The sequence below is a fragment of the Kitasatospora sp. NPDC006697 genome, from assembly GCF_042869935.1.
GTDB lineage: Bacteria > Actinomycetota > Actinomycetes > Streptomycetales > Streptomycetaceae > Kitasatospora.
Window position 1 is genome coordinate 1 of sequence record NZ_JBIAGU010000022.1, and the last position, 21,927, is coordinate 21,927.

Consider the following 21,927-nt stretch of genomic DNA (forward strand, 5'->3'; position numbering starts at 1 on the left):
GTTGGGGGGGGGGGGGGGGGGGGGGGTGGGGGGGGGGGTGGGGGTGGGGGGGGGGGGGGGGGGGGGGGGGGCCCGTTTTGGGGGGGGGGGGGGGGGGGGGCCCGGGCCCCCCCCCCCCCCCGCCACTCCTCCGCGCCGAAGAGCATGGCGAGCAGCGCGGCGATCACGGCCACCTGGGCCAGACCGCCGACCAGGCCGCCGAGCAGCACCGTGGCCGCCACCGGCCCGGCCGCCGCCACCCGGGCCGTGGACGGACCGAGCCGCAGGGCGCGCCGGATCCCCGCGTTCGCCAGCAGGTAGAACACCACTCCGCCCGCCGTCGCGGCCGCCGCCGGCCAGGCCAGCCGGCTGCCCGGGTGCTGCAGCGCCTCGTGGATCCCGGCGGTGAAGAGCAGCACCCCGAGCAGCAGCCAGTAGTGGCCCACGTCGTAGGCGAAGACCGCCAGCCGGTTGCGCCGGGCGTTGTCCAGCGAGGCCACGTAGTGCTCGGCCCGGGTGTCGTCGTCATGCCCGAAGTACGCCCACCAGAGCCCCACGCAGACCGCCAGCGCCAGCAGCGCCACCGCCAGCGGGCCGGGCGCCAGGCTGACCGCGCCGGTCCCGAGCGCGATCACCGACTCGCCGAAGGCGATGATCACCACCAGCCCGTGCCGCTCCACCAGGTGGTCGGCCCGGAGCCGGAAGTTGTGCAGGTCCACCAGCCCCGGATTGACGAACTGCAGGACGTAGGCCAGCGCCCAGAGCGCCAGTTGGGCGGAGCCGGCGAGGTAGCCGCCGACCACCACCAGGGTGGTGTTCACCCCGTTCAGCAGGCCCATCCGGATCACCGAGCGCGGGGCCACGCCGTGGGCGGCGAACATCCCGGTGTGCAGCGCCACCACCGCCAGGTAGGCCCAGCCGAAGGCCACCCCCTCGCCCTCGAAGGCGTGCGGGATGGTCAGCGCGATCACCAGGAAGGCCACCATGGTGAGCAGCAGCAGCCCGCGGCGGGCGTGGGTGGCGGGCGGCATCGCGTTGGTGAGCCAGGTGAAGGCGTCGTACATCCACCAGATCACGGCCAGCATCACCAGCACCCGCAGCAGCCCGCCGACGGTCTGGTGGCGCACCAGGCTGGCGGTCAGCTGGGTCACGGTGAAGACGAAGACCAGGTCGAGGAAGAGCTCCAGCGGGGAGACCCGGAGGGTGGCGGCTCGGTCGGCGGTGTCGGTGCTCACCCGGGGAGTATCGGGCACCGGTTCGAAGGGGTGGTGACGGGGCCGGGCGAAGCGGCCGCCGGGGGCGGTGGATTGACCGGGACTGTCCCGGTTTCCGGCCGCCGGACGGGCCCTCGCCGACGAACCGATCGTGCGGCTCGCCGTGACCGGTGCCGCCGGACCGAGTGGCGTCCTCGTCGACCGCCCCGGCCCCGTAGCCTGGTGACAGCCCGGCAGCTGACCGGACGGGTCTTCACGAGGACGAGTCTGCACATGCCCACCGCACCCGTGATCCTCACTGGTACCCCCGGGTCCTTCGCCCGGTCGGTGTTCCACGAGCGGCATCCGAAGCTCATCCGGCAGGTGCTCGACGCGCTGCCCTACGGACCGGGGCAGCGGGCCGCGGTCGAGGGGCTGCTCGCCGAGACCATCAGCGGCGTGGTGGAGCCGCTGCCCGCGAGCGCCCATGACGCCGCGCAGTGGCTGGCGTGGGGGGACGGGTACCTCGGGCGGCCGTGGGGCGAGGTGCCGTTCCTCTGGGCGGAGAGCTACTTCTACCGGCGTCTGCTGGAGGCGACCGGGTACTTCGGGGAGTGGCCGGGCGTCGATCCGTTCGCGCCGTTCAAGAGCGCCGAGCTCGGCGGGGCGGCGGTGGACGCCGAGTTGGCAGCGCTGCCCGGGGAGGAGCGGCGCGAGGTGCTGCTCGCATCCGCGCTCTGGGGGAACCGGGCGGACCTCAGCTTCCAGATCATCGCCGGCGCCGGCGAGGCCCGGGACTCGGCGGTGATCGTCGACGAGAGCGCGGCGCTGTGGGACGCCGTGCAGGGGAGGATCTGCTTCGTCGCGGACAACGCCGGACGGGAGCTGCTGCCCGACCTGGTGCTGATCGACCACCTGCTCACGAGCGGGCGGGCCGCCGAGGTGGTGCTGTACGTCAAGCCGTACCCGTACTACGTCTCGGACGCGACGGCCACGGACGTCCTCGCGACCGTGGCGCGGCTGGAGCAGGCCGGGCCGATCGGCCGGCGGCTGCGGCAGGCGATGGGCGACGGTACGCTCGCCGTCCGCACCCATGCCTTCTTCGCCGCTCCCCTCCCCTTCCACGACCTGCCCGCCGACCTGCGGAGCGAGTTCGAGGGCGCCGCGCTGACCGTCACCAAAGGCGACCTGAACTACCGCCGCCTGGTCGGGGACCGGTACTGGGAGCCCACCACGCCGTTCGCCGAGTGCGTCGGGTACTTCCCGACCCCGGTGGCCGCGCTCCGCACGCTGAAGTCGGACGTCATCGTCGGCCTGGACCCGGCAGCGCTCGCCGGGCTGGACGCGACCGGCGAGGCGTGGCGGACCACCGGGAAGTACGGGATCGTCCAGGTGCGGGCGGCGGGGACGGTGTCGTGACCGTCATCGCCGTCACCGGGCACATGGACCTGACCGGCGACAGCCTCCCGCTCGTCCGGGCCGCGCTGGTCGGCATGCTCTCCGTCTACCCGAGCGGGCTGCTCACCGGGGTGTCGTGCATCGCGGAGGGCGCGGACGCGCTCTTCGCGGATGTGGTGCTGGCGCTCGGCGGGAGGCTCGTCGTGGTCATCCCCTCCGCCGACTACCGGGACGCCAAGGTGCGGCCGGGCTACGCGGCCGAGTTCGACCGGCTGCGGCAGGCCGCCGCCGAGGTGCTGGTGATGCCGTTCGCCGCGGCCCGGCGCGAGGCGTACGAGGCCGCGAACGAGGAGATGCTGCGGCGCGCCGACCGGCTGGTCGCGGTCTGGGACGGGCAGTCCGGCAACGGCGGCGGCGGGACCGCGGACGCGGTGGCGGTGGCGCGGAGCCGGGGGATTCCGGTGACGGTCGTCTGGCCGGAGGGTGCGGCCCGCAACGGTTGAGGGCGGCCGGCGGGGCAGGATGGAAGGCAGCCGAGCCGGAGGAGCACTGCCGATGTCCAGCTTGACCTACGACCAGCACGGGTTCGCCCTCGACGGCGAACCGTTCCGCATCCTCTCCGGAGCGATGCACTACTTCCGCGTGGTGCCCGAGCAGTGGGACCACCGCCTCTCCCTGCTGCGGGCGATGGGGCTCAACACCGTCGAGACGTACGTGCCGTGGAACCTGCACGAACCGCGCCACGGCGCCTACGACTTCGGCGGGCGGCTCGACCTGCGCAGGTTCCTGCGCGCCGCCGAGCGGCACGGGCTGAAGGCGCTGGTGCGGCCCGGGCCGTACATCTGCGCGGAGTGGGAGGCCGGCGGCCTGCCCGCCTGGCTGCTCGCCGATCCGGGGATGCGGCTGCGCTGCTCGCACCCGGGCTACCTGGCCGCCGTGGACCGCTGGTTCGACCGGCTGCTGCCCGAACTGCTGCCGATGCTGGCCGAGAACGGCGGCCCGGTGCTGGCGCTGCAGGTCGAGAACGAGTACGGCTCGTACGGCACCGACGCCGCCTACCTGCGCCACCTCGCGGACGGGCTGCGCCGACGCGGGGCGGGCTGCCTGCTGTTCACCTCCGACGGGCCGGACCGGGCCCAACTGCAGGGCGGCACGCTGCCGGGCATCCTGCCGACGGTCAACTTCGGCGACCGGGCCGCCGGACACTTCGAGGTGCTGCGGGCGCACGACCCGGCCGCGGCGCCGGTCTGCATGGAGTACTGGTACGGCTGGTTCGACCAGTGGGGCGAGCCGCACCACACCAGGGACGCCGCCGACGCCGCCCGGGCGCTGGAGGAGATCCTGGCCGCCGGGGCCTCGGTGAACCTCTACATGGCGCACGGCGGCACCAACTTCGGCTGGCTGAACGGCGCCAACCTCACCGACGGGCGGCTGGAGCCGACTGTCACCAGCTACGACTACGACGCCGCGATCAGCGAGGACGGCCGGCCCACCGCCAAGTACTGGGCCTTCCGCGAGGTGCTGGGCAAGTACACCGAACTGCCGGAGCCGCCGCCGCGCGAGGAGCCGCGGCGGCTGGCCCCGCGCACCCTGCGGCTCTCCGAACCGGTGCCGCTCGCCGCGCTGTACGGCGAGCCGGTCCGCTCGCCGTACCCGCTCGCGATGGAGCAGCTGGGGCAGGCGTACGGCCTGGTGCTCTACCGCACCGAGGTCTCCGGGCCGCGCGAGGCGGCCGAGTTGCGGGTGGACGGGCTCGGCGACCGCGCCCAGGTCTTCCTGGACGGGCGCCCGGTCGGTGTGCTGGACCGCACCGGGCGCAGCGGCGACGGGCCGGTGGAGTTCGCCGTGCCGGCCGGCGGCGCCCGGCTGGAGCTGCTGGTGGAGAACCTGGGGCGGGTCAACTACGGGCCCGCACTGGCGGAGCGGAAGGGGATCAGCGGCGGGGTCCGGCTCGGGCAGCAACTGCTGCTGGGTGGCTGGGAGATGGTCTCGCTGCCGCTGGAGGAGGCACCGGAGCCGGCCGAGCCGGCGGCGGCGGGGGACGGCCACCCCGTCCTGCGCCGCGCCGAGTTCGAGGTGGCCGAGCCGGCCGACACCTTCGTGCACACCGCCGGCCACGGCAAGGGTGTCTGCTGGATCAACGGCTTCCTGCTCGGCCGGTACTGGGACATCGGCCCGCAGCAGACCCTCTACCTCCCCGGGCCGCTGCTCCGGGCCGGGCGCAACGAGTTGGTGATCCTCGAACTGCACGGCCCGGCCGGGGAGTCGGTGGAGCTGCTGGACCATCCCGTGCTCGACCGTCAGGCCTGACGGGTCGGCAGCACGATCGCCTGGCAGAGGTTCACCCCGGGGCGCCGGCTGACCGTCCAGGCGATCAGGTCGGCGATGTCCCCGGCGGCGAGCGGCGGGATCACGGCGAACATGCCGTCCAACTGGGCGGAGAGCTCGGCGTTGTCGATGTGGCCGCCCAGCTCGGTGTCGGTCAGGCCGGGCTCCACATTGGTCACCCGCACGTCCAGCGGGCCCAGTTCGGTGCGCAGCGCGGTCGAGAGCTGGGTCAGCGCCGCCTTGGTGGCGCCGTAGACCGCGTAGTTGGGGAAGGGGACGTGGGCGCCGATCGAGGAGACGTTGACCAGGTCGGCGGCCGCGCCCTCGGCGGCGGCCGCCACCAGGTCGTCCCGGAAGGCGCGCACCACCCGCAGCGCGCCGGTCAGGTTGGTGTCCACCATCGTGGTCCACTCGTCCAGGCGGCCGTCGGCGAGCGGGTTGGGGAGCATCACGCCGGCCGCGTTGACCACCAGGTCCACCCGGCCGAAGGCCCGGTGCACGGCCTCGGCGGCCCGGTCCACGGCCTCCTGGTCGGTGATGTCGACCGGGACGGCCAGCGCCTGCCCGCCGTCGGCGGTGATCTTCGCGGCCAGTTCGGTCAGCCGGTCCGCCCGGCGGGCCAGCAGCGCCACCCGGGCGCCGCCGGCCGCCAGCAGCCGCGCGGTCGCCTCGCCCATGCCGGAGGCGGCGCCGGTGACGACTGCGGTGCGGCCGGTGAGGGAGTAGGTCATTTCGAGCTCCTGAGGATCGGGATCGGGTCCTTCGTTCGACGTGACCGATCATGCGCCGGTCGGCGGGGGCCACCCAGGGTGGCGGTTTTCCTGGGTCTGCCAGTACCAGGAACGCGTGCCGGGGCGGCGGCCTAGGCTGGTGGGCATGGAGAACACACTGGGGGAGTTCCTCCGTTCGCGCCGGGCCCGGATCCAGCCCGCCGAGGTGGGCCTGCCCGCCTACGGACGGCGCCGGGTGCCGGGGCTGCGCCGCGAGGAGGTCGCGCAGCTCGCCGGGGTCAGCGTGGACTACTACGTGCGGCTGGAGCAGGGGCGCGGGCAGCACGTCTCGGCGGCGGTGCTGGACGCGGTCGCCCGGGTGCTCCGGCTGGACCCGGTGGAGCACGACCACCTGCGCCTGCTGGCCCACCCGCCGCGCCCGGACGGCCCGGCGGCGCTCGGCGCCGGCGGCGGTGCCGTCCAGACCGTGCGCCCGGGGCTGCGGCGGCTGCTGGACCGGATGGCGGACGTGCCCGCCTTCGTGCTCGGCCGACGGATGGACGTGCTGGCGTGGAACGCGCTGGGCGACGCGGTCGGCGGCTTCTCCGCGATGGCGCCGGGGCGGTGCAACGCGGCCTGGCAGACCTTCACCGACCCGGCCGCCCGGGAGCTCTACCCGGACTGGGCGCATGTCGCCGAGGAGACCGTGGGCTACCTGCGGCTGGACGCGGGACGGCACCCGAACGACCCGGTGCTCAGCCGGATGGTCGCGGAACTCTCGCAGCTGAGACCGGAGTTCGCCAAGCTCTGGGCCGCCCAGGAGGTGCACGACAAGACCTGGGGGAGCAAGCGGCTCGACCACCCGGTGGCCGGCGAGCTGGAGTTCGCCTACGAGACGCTGCAACTTCCCGGCGACCGCGACCAGTTGCTGGTGACCTACACGGTCGAGCCGGGCAGTGCGAGCGACCAGCGGCTGGCGCTCCTGGCGAGTTGGGCGGCGAGCGGCCGAGCGCAGCCGGCGGACCTGGCGGGCGGGCGATGAGCGCGCCGCAGGCCGCCGACCGGATCGAGTGGCTGTCGGTGGACAGCCCGCTGCCCAGCGGCCCGCTCGCGGTCGGGGTGACCGGAGCCGGGGTGGCGGCCGTGCAGTTCATCGCGCAGAGCCTGCCGGCGGACCGGCCGCGGGCCCCGGAGGACCGGCGCGGCGCCCGCGTCCGCGACGCCTTCGCGGCCTACTTCGACGGCCGGGTCCGGCAGTTGGGCCTGCCGCTGGACTGGCGGCTGGCCACCGGGCCGCACCGCGCGGTGCTGGAGACGCTGCTCGGCACGGTGCCGTTCGGCGAGACCGTGACCTACGGTGAGCTGGCCCGGCGCTGCGGCGTCTTCCCGGCCGGCGAGGCGCCGGGGCTGGCGGCCCGGACGGTCGGCCAGATGATGGGCGCCAACCCGCTGCCGGTGCTGGTGCCCTGCCACCGGGTGGTGGCGGCGGACGGCCTCGGCGGCTTCGGCAACGGCCGGGTGGGGCTGGACACCAAGCGCTGGCTGCTGACCCTGGAGGGCCGGCTGGAGCCGACGCTGGACTGGGCGGGGCCGGGCTGACGGCACCCCGGGCGGCGCACCGCCGGGGTTGCTCCGAACCGGTGGTTCCGCGTGTCCTCGCCACCGCCGCCGCGGAGGGGCGATCGGGTCGGATGTGCACGGATTCGGATGTGAGAACTGCTCCGGACAGCGGCGGGGCGGGATCGATTCTGCATGGAAATAGCCCGAACAAAAATCGAGCAGAATAGCTAATCGTACTAATTGCCCCACGGGGTCAATCACCCGTACGAGTGATTGCGCCGCGCGAGTGCCGAGCGGCACGCTGGAATCCAGCAGTCCGTATCTTCGCGTGGGGGAGGGCCCTGTCATGACTACAGAGATCGCCACCGGTATTCCGGCGCCCGGTTCCGAGCCGGCCGCCGGCCAACAGCAGAGTCTTGGTACCGCTGCCGCCCGGAATCTTGCCACCACCACCAAGTCCGAACCGCAGATGCAGGGCATCAGCTCGCGCTGGCTGCTCCGGATGCTGCCCTGGGTGCAGGTCAGCGGTGGCACCTACCGGGTCAACCGCCGGCTCAGCTACGCCGTCGGCCGAGGCCGGGTCAGCTTCGTCAAGACCGGCGCCCAGGTGAAGGTCTGGGCGCCTTCGCTGACCGAGGTCCCGGTGCTGCGCGGTGTCGAGGACGAGGCCCTGCTCAACGAGCTGGCCAGCCGCTTCGTGCAGCGCGACTTCCGGGCCGGCGAGGTGCTGGTGGAGGCCGGCCAGGCGATCAACGAGGTCTTCCTGATCGCCCACGGCAAGGTGAACAAGGTCGCCCCGGGCAAGTACGGCCAGAGCGCCGTGGTCGGCGTGCTGGCCGACGGCGACCACATCGGCGACGAGGCGCTGACCGTCGCCGACGGCAACTGGCCCTACAGCGTCACCGCCGTCACCGCCGGCACCGCGATGTCGCTGCCCTGGCCCGCCTTCCAGGAGCTGGTGGACCGCTCGGAGTCGCTGCGCGAGCAGATCCTGCAGTTCATCGCCGACTCGCAGCAGCCGCAGACCAGGCACGGCGAGGCCGAGATCGAGCTCGCGGCCGGCCACGAGGGCGAGCACGAGCTGCCCAGCACCTTCGTGGACTACGAGATCGCGCCCCGCGAGTACGAGCTGAGCGTCGCGCAGACGGTGCTGCGGGTGCACAGCCGGGTCGCCGACCTCTACAACGAGCCGATGAACCAGATCGAGCAGCAGCTCAAGCTCACCATCGAGGCGCTGCGCGAGCGCCAGGAGCACGAGCTGATCAACAACCCGGAGTTCGGCCTGCTGCAGAACGCCGAGTACGAGCAGCGGATCCAGACCCACGCCGGCGCCCCCACCCCGGACGACATGGACGAGCTGCTGAGCCGCCGCCGCGGCACCAAGTTCTTCCTGGCCCACCCGAAGGCGATCGCCGCCTTCGGCCGGGAGTGCAGCTCGCGCGGCCTCTACCCGACCCCGGTCCAGGTCGAGGGGCAGACGGTGCCAGCCTGGCGCGGCGTCCCGCTGCTCAGCTGCAACAAGATCCCGATCGTGGACGGTCACACCACCTCGATCCTGGCGATGCGTCTCGGCGAGGACAAGCAGGGCGTGATCGGCCTGCACCAGACCGGCCTGCCGGACGAGTACCAGCCCGGCCTCTCGGTCCGTTTCATGGGCATCAACGAGAAGGCCGTCATTTCCTATCTGGTCAGCGCCTACTATTCGGCGGCCATTCTGGTGCCGGACGCGATCGGCGTGCTGGAGAACGTGGAAATCGCCCGCCCGCGGGACTGAATCACGCCATCGCGCGGTTCGGGCGGTACGAGCTGAGGCATGGGCGGACCGCTCCCGGGAATTCCCCGGGGGCGGCTCGGCGGGGGATATTCGAACAGCGAACGAATTCTGGGGGGCCGGAACCCATGGGCACCGAAACGCTCAGCCGGGGTAGTCAGGACAATCAAGGAAACCCGGAGAACCAGCCGGGTACCACCGCCGGCCAGCAGCCCGCCGACCAGGCGACCGCCGACCAGCAGGCCGCCGGGCTGCTGGCCCGGGCCCGCGCCCTGGTCGACCCCGCGCTGCGCCGCGCGGTCGACAGCATGCCCGAGTCGATGGCCCGGGTCGGTGCCTACCACTTCGGCTGGCGCGAGGCCGACGGCTCGCCCGCCACCGCCGACCCGGGCAAGGCGATCCGCCCCGCCCTGGTGCTGGCCGCCGCCGAGGCCTGCGCCGCCACCCGCCGACTGCCCGCCCAGCGCACCGGCGGTGAGCCGGCCCGCGCCGCGGTCTCCGCCGCGGCCGCCGTCGAGCTGGTGCACAACTTCACCCTGCTGCACGACGACGTCATCGACCGCGACGACACCCGTCGCCACCGTCCCACCGCCTGGCGGGTGTTCGGCGCCACCGAGGCGATCCTGGCGGGCGACGCCCTGCACTCGCTCGCCCTGCGCACCCTCGCCGAGGACGGCCACCCGGCCGCCGGCAGCGCGATGCGGCGGCTGGCCGACTGCGTGGTCGAGCTCTGCGCCGGCCAGCAGGCCGACTGTGCCTTCGAGCAGCGCAGCACCGTCTCGCTGGCGGAGTGCTTGGCGATGGCCGAGGCCAAGACCGGTGCGCTGCTCGGCGCCGCCTGCGCGATCGGCGCGCTCTACGGCGGGGCCGACGAGCGGGCCGCCGCCGCGATGGACGCCTTCGGGCGGGAGATCGGCCTGGCCTTCCAGCTGATCGACGACCTGATCGGCATCTGGGGCGACCCCGCGGTCACCGGCAAGCCCGCCGGTGCCGACCTGCTGGTGCGCAAGAAGTCCCTCCCCGTGGTGGCCGCGCTCGGCTCGGGCACCCCGGCCGGCGCCGAACTCGCCCGGATCTACGCCCTCGACCGGCCGCTCACCCCCGAGGAGGTCCGGCAGGCCGCCGAGGCGGTGGACCGGGCCGGCGGCCGCGTCTGGGCGCAGGGCGCCTCCTGCGAGCGGATGGCCGCGGCCATCGAGCACCTCTCCGCCGCCGTGCCCGACCCGGCGGACACCGACGACCTGTTGGCGCTGGCCGAGCTGGTCACCCGCCGCAACCGCTGACCGTCTCCCGCCCCGCTTCTCCTTCACTGCGCACCGCCGCCCGCCGCCCCGCTTCCCGGGCGCCCGCCGGTGCGCCGCGCACGGCCCACCCCGTCACCAGTCGCAGCCCGCGGCCGCCCCCGCGGTCCGTGCTGCCCTGACCCAGAAGGCACCACCTTCATGAGTCTCGCCGACATCGGCACCGTCGTCATCGTGCTGGCCCTGCTGGCCGTCTCCCTCAAACTGCTGCAGCGCTGGATCCCGCACCACGTCCGCGAGAGCCACAACGACGTGGCCGGCTTCATCTTCGCGGCCGTCGGCGTGCTCTACGCCGTGCTGCTGGGCTTCGTCGTGATCACCGTCTGGACCAACAACGACGCCGCCCGCAAGACCACCTTCCAGGAGGCCGACGCGCTGGCCGGCATCTACTGGATCTCCCGTGAGCTCCCGGACCCGCTCGGCCCGCAGCTGGAGCAGCAGACCCTCGCCTACGCCCGCCAGGTGCAGGACACCGAGTGGCCGCTGATGGCTCATCACCACAGCAGCCCCGAGGCCACCCAGCTGGTCTACCAGATCCGCACCAGCGTCTTCTCCATCAACCCGACCGACGCCCAGCAGCAGGTGCTCTACGAGCACGCGGTGAGCCACCTGGAGGCGCTGGCCTCCGAGCGGCGCGAACGCCTCAACCAGGTGGACGACTCGGTGCCGGCGCTGCTCTGGGTGGCGCTGATCGTCGGCGGCGTGCTGACCGTCGGCTTCACCTTCCTCTTCGGCCTCTCCAACACCTTGGCGCACACCTTGATGGTGCTCTCGCTGGGGGCGCTGGTGGTGGTCTCGCTGCTGGTGATCAAGGAGATGAACTTCCCGTTCACCGGCGTGACGGCGGTGAAACCGACGGCCTTCGACGTCTTCCTGCAACGACTGCCACCGCCACGGACCTAGCGGCCCAGGCAAGTTGACGGTGCGCCGGCCCTGCCCGGGCCGGCGCACCGTCGGCGTGCTCAGCCCTGCGCGGCGAGCAGGCGGCGCTCCTTCTCCAGGTCGATGCCGATCGGCTCGCCGCCCTGGGTGTACGGGCGGTCGCGCGGGCCGCGTTCGAGGATCCAGGCCCAGGTGTCCGCGGCGGTCCGCTCGATCGGACGGCAGGCCAGGCCGGCGGCGACCGCCTTGGCGCTGTCCGCCCGCCAGATCCCGCTGGGCTTGCCGTCCTCACCGAACTCGGGTGCCCAGAGCGGCAGTTCGCTCCAGATCTCGATGCCGGCGGCGGTCAGCGCGGCATCCGGCACCCAGACCAGCTCGGCCGTCGACCCGGTGGCCGCGACGCACGCCTCCAGCATCCCCCCGAAGGTGCTGGAACCGGGCAGCGCGGTGGTGACGAAGCTGCCGTGCTCGCCCCGCTCGCCCAGGCCGAGGCCGAACTCGGCGAAGTCCCGGGCGTCGATCAGCTGGATCGGCAGGTCCGGCCGCCCCGGTGCGAGCACCCGGCCGCCGGCCGCGATCCGCTCCAGCCACCAGGGCAGCCGGCCGACGTTCTCGTGCGGGCCGACCAGCAGGCCGCAGTTGAGCAGCAGCGAGCGCTCGGCGCCGAACTGCTCCAGCACCGCCCGCTCGCAGCCGGCCTTCAGCGCGGTGCTGAACGGCTGCCCGGCCGGCGTGTCGGCCGGGCACTCGTGCAGCGGCGAGGCCTCGTCCACGGGCGCGTCCGGCCAGCCGGCGAAGGCGTGCACGGAGGAGACGAAGAGGTAGCGGTCGGCGTGCTCGCGCAGCGCGGCGGCGGACTGCCGCACGTCGTGCGGCTGCTGCCCGCTGGTGTCGACCACCAGGTCCCAGCGCTCGCCGCCGGCGACCAGGGCGGCCAGGTCGGCGGCGACCGTGCGGTCGCCGCGCACCACGTCGACGCCCGCCGGGTCGGTGCCCGAGCGCCCGCGGTTGAAGGTGGTCACCGAGTGCCCGCGCCGCACGGCGGCATCGGCGAACGCCCGGCCGAGGAAGACCGAGCCGCCCAGAATCAGGATTCGCATGCGCCTGAGTCTGACCGCAGGGGGCGCGGCGGGGCAGGGGCGTTCGCCGGGGGCGTGCGGTGTTCGCTCAGAGAGAACAAGGTGCACCCCCGGCGAAGGCTCAGCGCGGCCGGGTGGCCGTCACCGTGTAGTAGTCCAGGATCCCCCGCCGGTACGCATGCAGGAAGTTGCGCGGCCAGGTGTCCGGCGCCCACCACTGGGCGAGCCACTGGTCCCAGCCGGGCCAGACCTCCGCGCCGATCGACTCGACCCGGACGTCGGTCAGGCCGACGTTCCCGAACGCGTCCGTCAGTGCCGAGAGCGGCCGGGCGATGTCCAGGCCGTTGGCGAAGGTCTCCAGCAGCTCCGCCAGTTCGGCGGGCCGGCCCGGGTCGGCGTCCACCGTGAAGAAGCCGGCCAGCGAGACCCGGCCGCCGGGGCGCAGCACCCGGGCGGTCTCGGCGGCGAAGGCGGGCAGGTCGGGGAAGTGCTGGGCGGCCTCGACGCTGAGCACGGTGTCGAAGGCCGCGTCCGGCAGCGGCATCCGCTCGGCGGCGCCCTGGACGAACCGCAGCCGCGGCGGGGTGCGGTCCAGCAGCCCGGCGTGGGTGTCGCGGGCCCGGCGCAGCTGCTCGGGGTGGATGTCCAGGCCGGTCACCTCGGCGGCCCCGTGCTCGCCCAGCACCAGCGCGCAGCCCATCCCCAGCCCGCACCCCACCTCCAGCACCGACCCCGCCGCGGGCAGCCCGGCCGCGTCCAGCACGTGCCGGTAGAGGTCCTGCTGGCTGCGCACCCGCTCCGCCCCGCCGACCGGCCCCCGCAGGTCGATCGCCTGCCAGTAGCCGAAGTTGATGAACCCGCCGCCGAACATCGGCGCCCCGGCCAGGTCCCCCGGCCCATACGCCTCCCGCACCGTCTCCCGCATCGCGCCGCCGTCCGCCACCGCCGCCTCCTCGTCAGTCCGGGTACAGCTCCACCGGACCGCATACCCAGGACCGAGACCGGATTGTCATCCGGTTCTCATGGATCCGCGTGCAACGCGGGTTGTCACTGGAGAGTCATATCTCTTGGAGCGGTGCAGGGACCGCTCACCGCGAGGACGACGAGGATGACGAGGGCGAGGTGTCGGGCGTGTTGGAGCCGCTGGCGGGTGCGGTCGAGGGGGCCGGGGAGCTGCTGGGGCCGGACGGCGCGGGCGTGGCGGACGGGCTGCTGCTCACCGAAGGGCTGGCCGAGGGGCGGGCGGACGGACCGGACGTGGGGCTGGCGCTGGGGCTCTCGCTGCTGCTGGGCGCGGTGCTGGCGCTGCTGCCCGCGCTCGGGGCGTCGGAGGGCGTGGCGCTGGCGCTGCCGCTCGGCTTCGCGCTGGCGCTCGGCGTGGTGCCGGCCGGCGGGGTGTCGGTGGCGGAGGCGGACGGGCCGGGGGCGGGCACCCCGCGCCGGTTCGGTCCGCCGCTGAGGGTGACCACGGCGCTGGACGGCGGCAGCGCGATCGAGGCGGTCCAGTCCGCGTCGGGGGCGTGCTGATCGTCCACGGTGACGATCACGGTGATCCGCTGACCGGGCGCCAGGGAGCCCGAGTCGCGGCTGAGCCGCAGCCAGTCGCAGCCGACCACGGCGTGCCAGTCGAGGGGGCTGCCGCCGGTGTTGGTGAGGGTGAGCACGGTGCGGTTGCCGTAGCTGCCGGCGGTCACGTCGAGCGCGGCGGCCGGTGCGGGCAGCGGCGCCGGCTGGAGTCGCGGGCTGGAGAGCGGCACCGCGCCGGCGGCGGGCACCGGCACCGCGAGCCCCTGCAGTGGGGGCAGCAACGTTTCTGCAGACGCGGACCCCACCAGCGCGGCCGCCAGGCCGCGCACCGGGACGGCCCCCGCGACCGCCGGTCCGCCGCCCGGACGGCCGACCACCGGAGCGGGCACGGCGGCCTCCGGCCCGCCGTCGCCCACCGCCGGCGCGATCGGCGCCACCGCGGCGGGCGGCTCGTCGTCCGCCCCCGGCGGCGGTGAGGCGACCCGCACCGAGGAGACCGCCGCGGCCCCCGCGACCGGCGTGCCGTCCCGGTGCGCGACCCAGAACGCGGCCAGCGGCGCCGTCAGCACCGCCGCCAGCACCCCGGTGCTGACCAGCCGCTGCCGGGCCACCACCAGCCGCTCGTGCAGGTCCCCGCCCGCCCGGTGCCGCTCCAGCAGCCCGGGTGCCCGGTGCCGGGGCAGCCCCCGGGCGTCGAAGACGGCCGCCGGCGGCTCCTCCGCCGGCCGCGCACCGGCCGGATCCCGCAGCCAGGCCGGCGCCCGCAGCAGCGCCAGTCCGGCCGGCGGCACCGCGTCCGGGCCCACCGCGCCGGCCACCCGCCCGGCCGTCCCCCGGCAGGTCGGGCAGTCGTCCACGTGCCGGACCAGCTCCCGGCGCAGCGCCGGCCCCAGCACCCAGCCGCGCCAGTGCTCCGCGCCCGGCCCCCCGAGCCGGGCGAGTTCGGGGCAGCTGCCGACCCCGAGCACCAGCAGCGCCTGCCGGGTGGTGGCCAGCTCGGCCCGGGCGCCGGCCAGCAGCCGGGCGGCCGCGCCGGGCCCCAGGCCCAGCACGGCGGCCAGCTCGCCCTCGTCCAGGTGGTGACGGAGGGTCAGCTCCAGCGCCTCGCGCTGCTCGGCGGTGGTCCCGGCCGCCTCCGGCCAGGCCAGCGCGGCCAGTTCGCCGCGCTGCCGGGCCGGGTCGTCGACCGGCCCGTCCGCCCGGCCCCCGGCGAGCCGCCGCACGCAGGCGTACCGGGCGGCCGAGTAGAGCCAGGCGCGCCGCAGCGCCGGGTCGGTGAGCCGGTCGCCGCCGCTCTCCGCCAGCTCCCGGACCTCGCCGGTGGCGGCCGCGGCCGCCACCGGGTCGCAGAGCACCGAGAGGCAGTAGGTGTAGAGGCCGTCCAGCTGTCGCTGGTAGGCGGTGCGCATGGTCGCGGGGGTCACGTCCGGAACAGTAGGGAGTCCGGCGCCCCGGACCCGCGCCAATCGGTGCCTTTGTACTTCTTTCGGGTAACAGGACCGCTGTTCCGGCGACGAAGTCCACCCGTACGCGTGTTGTCGGCCCCACCCGCTACCGTGGCCCGCATGGCAGCCCGCACCTCGAAGACCACCGCCAAGCCCCGCCCGGCCTACCGCTGCACGGAGTGCGGGAACCAGCTGCCCAAATGGGTGGGCCGCTGCCCGGAGTGCAACGCCTGGGGCACGGTGGAGGAGTACGGCGCGGTGCCGATCCGCACCACCGCGGCCGGCCCGGTCAGCTCCCCGGCCCGCCCGATCGGCCAGGTCGACGGCCAGGTGGCCACCGCCCGCTCCACCGGGGTGCCGGAGCTGGACCGGGTGCTCGGCGGCGGCCTGGTGCCCGGCGCCGTGGTGCTGCTGGCGGGCGAGCCGGGCGTCGGCAAGTCCACCCTGCTGCTGGACGTGGCCGCCAAGGCCGCCACCTCCCAGCACCGCACGCTCTACATCACCGGCGAGGAGTCGGCCGGCCAGGTCCGGCTGCGCGCGGACCGGATCAACGCCCTCTCCGACCACCTCTACCTGGCCGCCGAGCAGGACCTGGGCGCCGTGCTCGGCCACATCGACCAGGTGAACCCGGGCCTGCTGATCCTGGACTCGGTGCAGACCGTCGCCTCCGCCGAGCTGGACGGCGCGCCCGGCGGCCCGGCCCAGGTGCGCGAGGTGGCGGGCGCGCTGATCCGGGCCTCCAAGGACCGCGGCATGGCCACCCTGCTGGTCGGCCACGTCACCAAGGACGGCCAGATCGCCGGGCCCCGGCTGCTGGAGCACCTGGTCGACGTGGTGCTGAGCTTCGAGGGCGACCGGCACGCCCGGCTGCGGATCATCCGCGGCGTCAAGAACCGCTACGGCGCCACCGACGAGGTCGGCTGCTTCGAGCTGCACGACGAGGGGATCGAGGGCCTGGCCGACCCCTCCGGCCTCTTCCTGACCCGCCGCGACAAGCCGGTGGCCGGCACCTGCCTGACCGTCACCCTGGAGGGCAAGCGCCCCCTGGTGGCCGAGGTGCAGGCGCTGATGGTGGATTCGCAGATCCCCTCGCCGCGCCGCACCACCTCCGGTCTGGAGTCGCCGCGGATCGCGATGATCCTGGCCGTGGTCGAGCGGCACGGCGGCATCAAGCTCGGCAAGCAGGACATCTACACCGCCACCGTCGGCGGGGTGAAGCTCACCGAGCCCTCGGCCGACCTGGCGGTGGCGCTGGCCGTGGCCAGCTCCTCCACCGACACCCCGCTGCCCAGCAACCTGGTGGCGATCGGCGAGGTCGGCCTGGCCGGCGAGGTGCGGCGGGTGACGGGGGTGCAGCGCCGGCTGGCCGAGGCGCACCGGCTGGGCTTCACCCACGCGCTGGTGCCGCCGGACCCGGGCAAGGTGCCGCCGGGCATGAAGGTGGTCGAGGTCTCCGACATCGGCGAGGCGCTGCGGGCCATCCCGGGCCGGCGCGGCCGGGGCTCCGCCGGGCGGCCCCGGACGGAGCAGCGCCCGGCGGCCGGTGCCCGCCAGGTGCCCGCACCGCCCGCCCATCCGGACGAGCTGATGGACGGCTGGGAACCGGTCGATTCGGACGAACTGGTCTGACCGAGGCACCGTCAGCGCGGCCGCACCGTAGACTTTGCCCTGTCCAGTACCAGATCGGACAGAAGCGAACGAGGGACCGGGGCTGAGAGCGGTCCGGAACCGGGCCGGAGGAGTCACGTGGCAGCGAGCGACCGGGGAGACAAGTCCCCCCGCGAGGAGGCCCTGCTGCGCTCCTCGCTGCAGGCCATCGCCCCGGGCACCCCGCTGCGGGACGGGCTGGAGCGGGTGCTGCGGGCCAACACCGGCGGGCTGGTCGTGCTCGGCTTCGACAAGACCGTCGAGTCGCTCTGCACCGGCGGCTTCGTGCTGGACGTCGAGTTCACCGCGACCCGGCTGCGCGAGCTGTGCAAGCTGGACGGCGCGGTGGTGCTGGACAAGGACATCACCAAGATCGTCCGGGCCGGCGTGCACCTGATGCCGGACGCGGCGATCCCCACCGACGAGACCGGCACCCGCCACCGCACGGCCGAACGGGTGAACCGGCAGACCGGCTTCCCGGTGGTCGCGGTCTCGCACTCGATGCGGCTGATCGCGATGTACGTCAACGGCAGCCGCCGGGTGCTGGAGGACTCCACCACCGTGCTCTCCCGCGCCAACCAGGCGCTGGCCACCCTGGAGCGCTACAAGCTCCGGCTGGACGAGGTGGCCGGCACCCTCTCCGCGCTGGAGATCGAGGACCTGGTCACCGTCCGGGACGTCACCGCGGTGGCGCAGCGGCTGGAGATGGTCCGGCTGATCGCGGCCGAGATCGCCGGCTACGTGCTGGAGCTGGGAACCGACGGCCGGCTGCTCTCGCTGCAGCTGGACGAGCTGATCGCCGGGGTGGAGCCGGAGCGCGAGCTGGTCGCCCGGGACTACTTCCCGGAGCGGGCCGCCAAGCGCGGCCGCACGGTGGCCGAGGTGCTGGCCGACCTGGAGACGCTGACCCACGCCGAGCTGCTCGACCTGCAGACGGTGGCCAAGACGATCGGCTACTCCGGCTCGCCCGAGTCGCTGGACACCGCCGTCTCGCCGCGCGGCTACCGGCTGCTGGCGAAGATCCCGCGGCTGCCCAACACCGTGATGGAGCGCCTGGTGGAGCACTTCGGCGGGCTGCAGAAGCTGCTCGCGGCGAGCATCGACGACCTGCAGGCCGTCGAGGGCGTGGGCGAGACCCGGGCCCGCTCGGTCCGCGAGGGGCTGTCCCGGCTGGCCGAGTCCTCGATCCTGGAGCGGTACGTCTGAGGTAACGCTTCCTCAGCCATCAGTACGACGAACGGCCCGGACCCTCGAGCGAGGGTCCGGGCCGTTCCGCTGACGTGCTGTCAGCCGTCCAGCCGGGTGGAGGTGCGGGCCGGCACCGGGCCGCCGGCCGGGCCGGCCAGCTCGGCCTGCACCAGGTAGTTGCCCGCCGGGGCCGGGGAGGTGTCGGTCACCGTGGCGCACTGCGGCTTGCTGCGGGTGCGGTCCCAGACGAAGGTCTCGGTCAGCGCGGTGGCGGGGGAGACCTGCACCCAGCGGCCCTGCTTGTCGGTCACGCAGTCGGCGGAGGACCAGATCCGCTCGCCGGTCGCGGAGTTGACGGTGATGGAGGAGGCGGCCTGGCTGAGGTCCACCCGGCAGAGGACGGCCGGGTTGCTCGAGGCGTTGCGGATCTTCAGCTCGAAGGTCGGCTTCTCCTTCGGCGCGTAGGCGTTCTGGGTGCCGGCCAGCTCCAGGGTCAGCTGGGAGGCGGTGCAGATCGGCAGCGAGAGCACGGCGGCGGTGTTGATCGGCGGGGCGCTGCCGGGGTCGGTGCCGCTGCCGCCGGTGGTCCCGGTGCCGCCCGTGCCGCCGGCCGTCGGGCCGGCCGTGGCCCCGCCCGTGGCGCCGCCGTCGGTGCCGCCCGTGCCGGTGCCGCCGGTGCCGGCCGTCCCGCCCGTGCCGGTGCCGCCGGTACCCGCCGTACCGCCGGTGCCCGTGCCGGCCGTGCCGCTCGCGCCGGCGGTCGGCGAGGCTCCGCCGCCACCGGTCCCGCCGGGCCGGGTGGAGATCGCCGGGCCGGTCGGGGAGGCGCCCGGCGTGATCGAGCCGGGCGCGCTGGGCGCGCCGGAGATCGGCGCGGGATGCGCGGCGTTCTTCTTCCCGCCGTCCTGACCGAACGTCAGCCAGGCCAGCAGCAGCACCGCCACCGCGGCGGCGCCGAGCACAACAAGCCGACGCCGCCAGTAGATCGAGGCGGGCAGGGGACCGACGGGCTGTCGCAGAGAGGGCACGAGCAAACTCTACGAGAGCCGGGGACCCCTCATGCGCACCAACACCGGTCTCGGGACTCGATCTTTCACATGATCCGGTATTTCCGCCGTCCGAGGGAGTGTCGCACCGCGACTGTGCGAGGATCGAAGGCGCTATGCCGATCACTTCCGCACCCCGCACCGCAGCGCCGAGCACCGCCGAGGCCCCCGCCCCGCTGCTGCACACCATCGTCCTCGACTGGTACCGGGAGAACGCCCGGGACCTGCCCTGGCGGGCCCCGGGGGCCAGTCCGTGGGGCGTGATGGTCAGTGAGTTCATGCTCCAGCAGACCCCGGTGAAGCGGGTGCTGCCGGCCTGGGCCGCCTGGCTGGAGCGCTGGCCCACCCCGGCCGCGCTGGCCGCCGACGCGCCGGGCGAGGCGGTCCGGATGTGGGGCAGGCTCGGCTACCCGCGCCGGGCGCTGCGGCTGCACGCGGCCGCCACCGCGATCGTCGAGCGGCACGGCGGCGAGGTGCCCGAGCAGCACGCCGCGCTGCTGGCCCTGCCCGGGGTCGGCGAGTACACCGCCGCCGCCGTGGCCTCCTTCGCCTTCCGGCAGCGGCACGCGGTGCTGGACACCAACGTGCGCCGGGTCTTCGCCCGGGCCGTGACCGGCGTCGAGTACCCGGCCAACGCCACCACGGCCGCCGAGCGCCGCACCGCCGCCGAGCTGCTGCCCGACCACCCGGAGACCGCCGCGAGCTGGGCGGTGGGCGTGATGGAGCTGGGCGCGCTGGTCTGCACCGCCCGCTCGCCGGAGTGCGGCGGCTGCCCGCTGCGCCCGCACTGTGCCTGGCAGCGGGCCGGCTGCCCGCCGTACCAGGGCCCGGCCCGGCGCGGCCAGACCTACGAGGGCACCGACCGGCAGGTGCGCGGCAAGCTGCTCGCGGTGCTGCGGGCCAGCCACGGGCCGGTGGAGCGCAGGCACCTGGACGTGGTCTGGCCGGAGGAGGTCCAGCGCTCCCGGGCGCTGGACGGCCTGGTGGCCGACGGCCTGGTCGAGCCGCTGGCGGACGGCTGGTACCGGCTGCCGCAGTAGCCGGCCCGAGCCGGAAAGCCGGAAAGGGGGCGGGGCCCCCCCCTGGATCCCTCAGGGTGGGGCCCCGCCGGTCTGCGGGCGGTCGGGCGTCAGTGCGCCGCGGCCGCCATGGCGCTGTCCTCCGACGGCTGGCTGGCGCCGCGCAGCGGGGCGCCGCGCAGCAGGAAGGAGGCGGCGATGGCGATCAGGCTGATCGCCGCGCCCCAGAGGAAGACCGAGTGGATGCCGTTGGTGACGCCGTGGTGGATGGCGTCCTGCACCGGCGCCGGCATCGTGTGCAGCGAGGCCGGGGTCAGCTGCTGGTTGCTGGAGCCGCCGGTCGGGATGCCCCGCGACTTCAGGGTGTCGGTCATCTGGTTGGTGTAGATCGCGCCGAACAGCGCCACACCGAACGAACCGCCGATGGTGCGGAACAGGGTGGCGGTGGAGCTGGCCACGCCCATGTCCTTGAGCTCGACGCTGTTCTGCGCGACCAGCATGGTGATCTGCATCAGGAAGCCCATGCCGGCGCCGAGCACCACCATGTAGGCGCTGGAGACGATCTGGCTGGTGCCGACGCCCATGGTGGAGAGCAGCAGCGAGCCGCCGCCCATCACGATGGTGCCGATGATCGGGAAGATCCGGTACTTTCCGGTCTTGGTGACGTACTGGCCGACCACCAGCGAGACCACCAGCATGCCGAACATCATCGGCATCAGCAGCAGGCCGGAGTTGGTGGCCGAGGCGCCCTGCACGATCTGCTGGTACTGCGGCAGGAAGGCGACCGCGCCGAACATCGCGAAACCGACGATGAAGCCGATGATCGAGACCGAGGTGAAGTCGCGGTTCTTGAAGAGGGTCAGCGGCAGCATCGGCTCGGCGACCCGCTGCTCGACGTAGCAGAAGCCGATCAGCGAGGCCGCGGAGAGCACCGCCAGGCCGATGATGTGCTTGGAGCCCCAGGCGTACTGGGTGCCGCCCCAGGTGGTGATGAGCACCAGCGAGGTGATGCCGACGGTCAGCAGCGCGGCGCCCGCGTAGTCGATCCGCGCGGTGGACTTGACCTTCTCCAGGTGCAGGGTGACGGTCACCACGGCCAGCGCGACGATGCCCAGCGGCAGGTTGATGTAGAAGATCCAGTGCCAGCTGAAGTGGTCGGTGATGAAGCCGCCGAGCAGCGGGCCGCCGACGGTGGCCAGCGCCATCACGGCCGCGAACATGCCCTGGTACTTGCCGCGCTCGCGCGGGGAGACCAGCGCGCCCATGATCGACATCACGCCGACCATCAGACCGCCGGCGCCCAGGCCCTGCAGGGCGCGGAAGGCGATCATCTCGTTCATGGTCTGGGCCAGGCCGGAGAGCGCCGAGCCGATCAGGAAGATCACGATCGAGGTGATGAAGGTGTTCTTGCGGCCGTACAGGTCGCCGAGCTTGCCCCAGATCGGGGTCGCCGCGGCCGTCGCCAGGGTGTACGAGGTGACCACCCAGGAGAGGTGGTTGGCGCCGCCGAGGTCGCCGACGATGGTCGGCATCGCGGTACCGACGATCAGGTTGTCGAGCATCGCGAGCAGCATGGTGATGACCAGACCGATCATCACCAGCCTGATCTCGCGCGGCGAACGCGCCGGACGGCCGTCCGGACCGAGCGCCGCGGGCGGGGTCTCCGCCGTCGCGTCGACCTGTTGCTGTGCCATGGTGCGTCTCCCGGAGCGCCTGGTGGCCGTGGCTTCCGGCCCCGTCGTGAGTGCCTTACTTGCCGACCGGCTAGTTTATGAGTCGATGGCACGGTAAGGTCTGGGTAAGTCGGGAGTCAAGCCGATTGTCGGGGCCCCCCGAGTCCGAGCGAGCTAGGCA

18 protein-coding genes are annotated in these 21,927 nt (G+C 74.1%); 11 read left to right on the top strand and 7 right to left on the bottom strand.

The features are described 5' to 3' along the window. Positions 1-1,214: low temperature requirement protein A (locus tag ACFYNO_RS26990; protein ID WP_388017709.1), on the bottom strand; the 1,214-nt coding region annotated here is incomplete at its 3' end. 252 nt (positions 1,215-1,466) lie between these two features. Here ACFYNO_RS26990 and ACFYNO_RS26995 point away from each other — a divergent pair. Genes ACFYNO_RS26995 through ACFYNO_RS27005 form a run of 3 tightly spaced genes read left to right on the top strand, consistent with a single transcriptional unit; the run spans position 1,467 to position 4,880 of the window. Next, positions 1,467-2,591, top strand: coding sequence for a damage-control phosphatase ARMT1 family protein (locus ACFYNO_RS26995; RefSeq protein WP_388017712.1), 1,125 nt, complete (start codon positions 1,467-1,469; stop codon positions 2,589-2,591). Beyond that, positions 2,588-3,073: a hypothetical protein gene (locus ACFYNO_RS27000; protein WP_388017715.1), complete on the top strand. Its 486-nt coding sequence runs from the start codon at positions 2,588-2,590 to the stop codon at positions 3,071-3,073. Before ACFYNO_RS26995 ends, ACFYNO_RS27000 begins: the two co-directional genes overlap by 4 nt. A 52-nt stretch (positions 3,074-3,125) precedes the next feature. Further along, positions 3,126-4,880 (top strand): beta-galactosidase family protein, encoded by a 1,755-nt coding sequence (locus ACFYNO_RS27005; protein WP_388017718.1) that lies wholly within the window; start codon positions 3,126-3,128, stop codon positions 4,878-4,880. Here the strand turns inward: ACFYNO_RS27005 and ACFYNO_RS27010 are convergent. Further along, positions 4,871-5,629 carry an SDR family oxidoreductase gene (locus ACFYNO_RS27010; protein ID WP_388017721.1) on the bottom strand — a complete coding sequence of 253 codons (759 nt, stop codon included), beginning with the start codon at positions 5,627-5,629 and terminating at the stop codon, positions 4,871-4,873. The genes ACFYNO_RS27005 and ACFYNO_RS27010 overlap by 10 nt on opposite strands. A 145-nt stretch (positions 5,630-5,774) precedes the next feature. Between ACFYNO_RS27010 and ACFYNO_RS27015 the strand changes: the two genes are divergently transcribed. From ACFYNO_RS27015 to ACFYNO_RS27035, 5 genes are all read left to right on the top strand, one after another. After that, a complete protein-coding gene (locus ACFYNO_RS27015; RefSeq protein ID WP_388017724.1) occupies positions 5,775-6,650 on the top strand; it encodes a helix-turn-helix transcriptional regulator in 876 nt (291 codons plus the stop codon). Continuing rightward, positions 6,647-7,207: a methylated-DNA--[protein]-cysteine S-methyltransferase gene (locus tag ACFYNO_RS27020; protein ID WP_388017727.1), complete on the top strand. Its 561-nt coding sequence runs from the start codon at positions 6,647-6,649 to the stop codon at positions 7,205-7,207. Before ACFYNO_RS27015 ends, ACFYNO_RS27020 begins: the two co-directional genes overlap by 4 nt. Before the next feature lie 307 nt (positions 7,208-7,514). After that, positions 7,515-8,942 carry a family 2B encapsulin nanocompartment shell protein gene (locus ACFYNO_RS27025; RefSeq protein WP_388017730.1) on the top strand — a complete coding sequence of 476 codons (1,428 nt, stop codon included), beginning with the start codon at positions 7,515-7,517 and terminating at the stop codon, positions 8,940-8,942. 125 nt (positions 8,943-9,067) lie between these two features. Beyond that, a complete protein-coding gene (locus ACFYNO_RS27030) occupies positions 9,068-10,222 on the top strand; it encodes a family 2 encapsulin nanocompartment cargo protein polyprenyl transferase (RefSeq protein WP_388017733.1) in 1,155 nt (384 codons plus the stop codon). A gap of 159 nt (positions 10,223-10,381) precedes the next feature. Beyond that, complete coding sequence (locus tag ACFYNO_RS27035; RefSeq protein ID WP_388017736.1) at positions 10,382-11,143, top strand: hypothetical protein; 762 nt, start codon at positions 10,382-10,384, stop codon at positions 11,141-11,143. A 59-nt stretch (positions 11,144-11,202) separates the two neighbouring features. On the opposite strand, the gene ACFYNO_RS27040 is transcribed toward ACFYNO_RS27035, so the two are convergent. The 3 genes from ACFYNO_RS27040 to ACFYNO_RS27050 all read right to left on the bottom strand — a co-directional run bounded on the left by ACFYNO_RS27040 (position 11,203) and on the right by ACFYNO_RS27050 (position 15,152). After that, complete coding sequence (locus tag ACFYNO_RS27040) at positions 11,203-12,222, bottom strand: NAD-dependent epimerase/dehydratase family protein (protein ID WP_388017739.1); 1,020 nt, start codon at positions 12,220-12,222, stop codon at positions 11,203-11,205. 100 nt (positions 12,223-12,322) lie between these two features. Continuing rightward, positions 12,323-13,144, bottom strand: a complete 822-nt coding sequence (locus tag ACFYNO_RS27045) for a class I SAM-dependent methyltransferase (RefSeq protein ID WP_388017742.1) — start codon at positions 13,142-13,144, stop codon at positions 12,323-12,325. Between the two features lie 145 nt (positions 13,145-13,289). Further along, positions 13,290-15,152 (bottom strand): sigma-70 family RNA polymerase sigma factor, encoded by a 1,863-nt coding sequence (locus ACFYNO_RS27050; RefSeq protein ID WP_388017745.1) that lies wholly within the window; start codon positions 15,150-15,152, stop codon positions 13,290-13,292. A 141-nt stretch (positions 15,153-15,293) separates the two neighbouring features. Between ACFYNO_RS27050 and radA the strand changes: the two genes are divergently transcribed. Together radA and disA are read left to right on the top strand one after the other, a co-directional pair. Beyond that, positions 15,294-16,802: a DNA repair protein RadA gene (radA, locus tag ACFYNO_RS27055; protein WP_388017748.1), complete on the top strand. Its 1,509-nt coding sequence runs from the start codon at positions 15,294-15,296 to the stop codon at positions 16,800-16,802. 117 nt (positions 16,803-16,919) lie between these two features. Further along, complete coding sequence (disA, locus tag ACFYNO_RS27060) at positions 16,920-18,026, top strand: DNA integrity scanning diadenylate cyclase DisA (protein ID WP_388017751.1); 1,107 nt, start codon at positions 16,920-16,922, stop codon at positions 18,024-18,026. A gap of 80 nt (positions 18,027-18,106) precedes the next feature. Here the strand turns inward: disA and ACFYNO_RS27065 are convergent, their stop codons facing one another. Then, positions 18,107-19,036 carry a hypothetical protein gene (locus tag ACFYNO_RS27065; RefSeq protein WP_388017754.1) on the bottom strand — a complete coding sequence of 310 codons (930 nt, stop codon included), beginning with the start codon at positions 19,034-19,036 and terminating at the stop codon, positions 18,107-18,109. A 134-nt stretch (positions 19,037-19,170) separates the two neighbouring features. Between ACFYNO_RS27065 and ACFYNO_RS27070 the strand changes: the two genes are divergently transcribed. Next, positions 19,171-20,094: an A/G-specific adenine glycosylase gene (locus ACFYNO_RS27070; RefSeq protein WP_388017757.1), complete on the top strand. Its 924-nt coding sequence runs from the start codon at positions 19,171-19,173 to the stop codon at positions 20,092-20,094. An 89-nt stretch (positions 20,095-20,183) separates the two neighbouring features. On the opposite strand, the gene ACFYNO_RS27075 is transcribed toward ACFYNO_RS27070, so the two are convergent. Then, positions 20,184-21,767, bottom strand: coding sequence for an MDR family MFS transporter (locus ACFYNO_RS27075; protein ID WP_388017760.1), 1,584 nt, complete (start codon positions 21,765-21,767; stop codon positions 20,184-20,186). Positions 21,768-21,927: the final 160 nt, after the last annotated feature.

What these genes read in the sequence shown, in the direction of transcription:
- ACFYNO_RS26995 (WP_388017712.1), top strand. Translation starts at nt 1,467, where the DNA reads ATGCCCACCGCACCCGTGATCCTCACTGGTACCCCCGGGTCCTTCGCC.
- ACFYNO_RS27005 (WP_388017718.1), top strand. Translation starts at nt 3,126, where the DNA reads ATGTCCAGCTTGACCTACGACCAGCACGGGTTCGCCCTCGACGGCGAA.
- ACFYNO_RS27010 (WP_388017721.1), bottom strand. Translation starts at nt 5,629, where the DNA reads ATGACCTACTCCCTCACCGGCCGCACCGCAGTCGTCACCGGCGCCGCC.
- ACFYNO_RS27015 (WP_388017724.1), top strand. Translation starts at nt 5,775, where the DNA reads ATGGAGAACACACTGGGGGAGTTCCTCCGTTCGCGCCGGGCCCGGATC.
- ACFYNO_RS27020 (WP_388017727.1), top strand. Translation starts at nt 6,647, where the DNA reads ATGAGCGCGCCGCAGGCCGCCGACCGGATCGAGTGGCTGTCGGTGGAC.
- ACFYNO_RS27025 (WP_388017730.1), top strand. Translation starts at nt 7,515, where the DNA reads ATGACTACAGAGATCGCCACCGGTATTCCGGCGCCCGGTTCCGAGCCG.
- ACFYNO_RS27030 (WP_388017733.1), top strand. Translation starts at nt 9,068, where the DNA reads ATGGGCACCGAAACGCTCAGCCGGGGTAGTCAGGACAATCAAGGAAAC.
- ACFYNO_RS27035 (WP_388017736.1), top strand. Translation starts at nt 10,382, where the DNA reads ATGAGTCTCGCCGACATCGGCACCGTCGTCATCGTGCTGGCCCTGCTG.
- ACFYNO_RS27040 (WP_388017739.1), bottom strand. Translation starts at nt 12,222, where the DNA reads ATGCGAATCCTGATTCTGGGCGGCTCGGTCTTCCTCGGCCGGGCGTTC.
- radA (WP_388017748.1), top strand. Translation starts at nt 15,294, where the DNA reads ATGGCAGCCCGCACCTCGAAGACCACCGCCAAGCCCCGCCCGGCCTAC.
- ACFYNO_RS27070 (WP_388017757.1), top strand. Translation starts at nt 19,171, where the DNA reads ATGCCGATCACTTCCGCACCCCGCACCGCAGCGCCGAGCACCGCCGAG.
- ACFYNO_RS27075 (WP_388017760.1), bottom strand. Translation starts at nt 21,767, where the DNA reads ATGGCACAGCAACAGGTCGACGCGACGGCGGAGACCCCGCCCGCGGCG.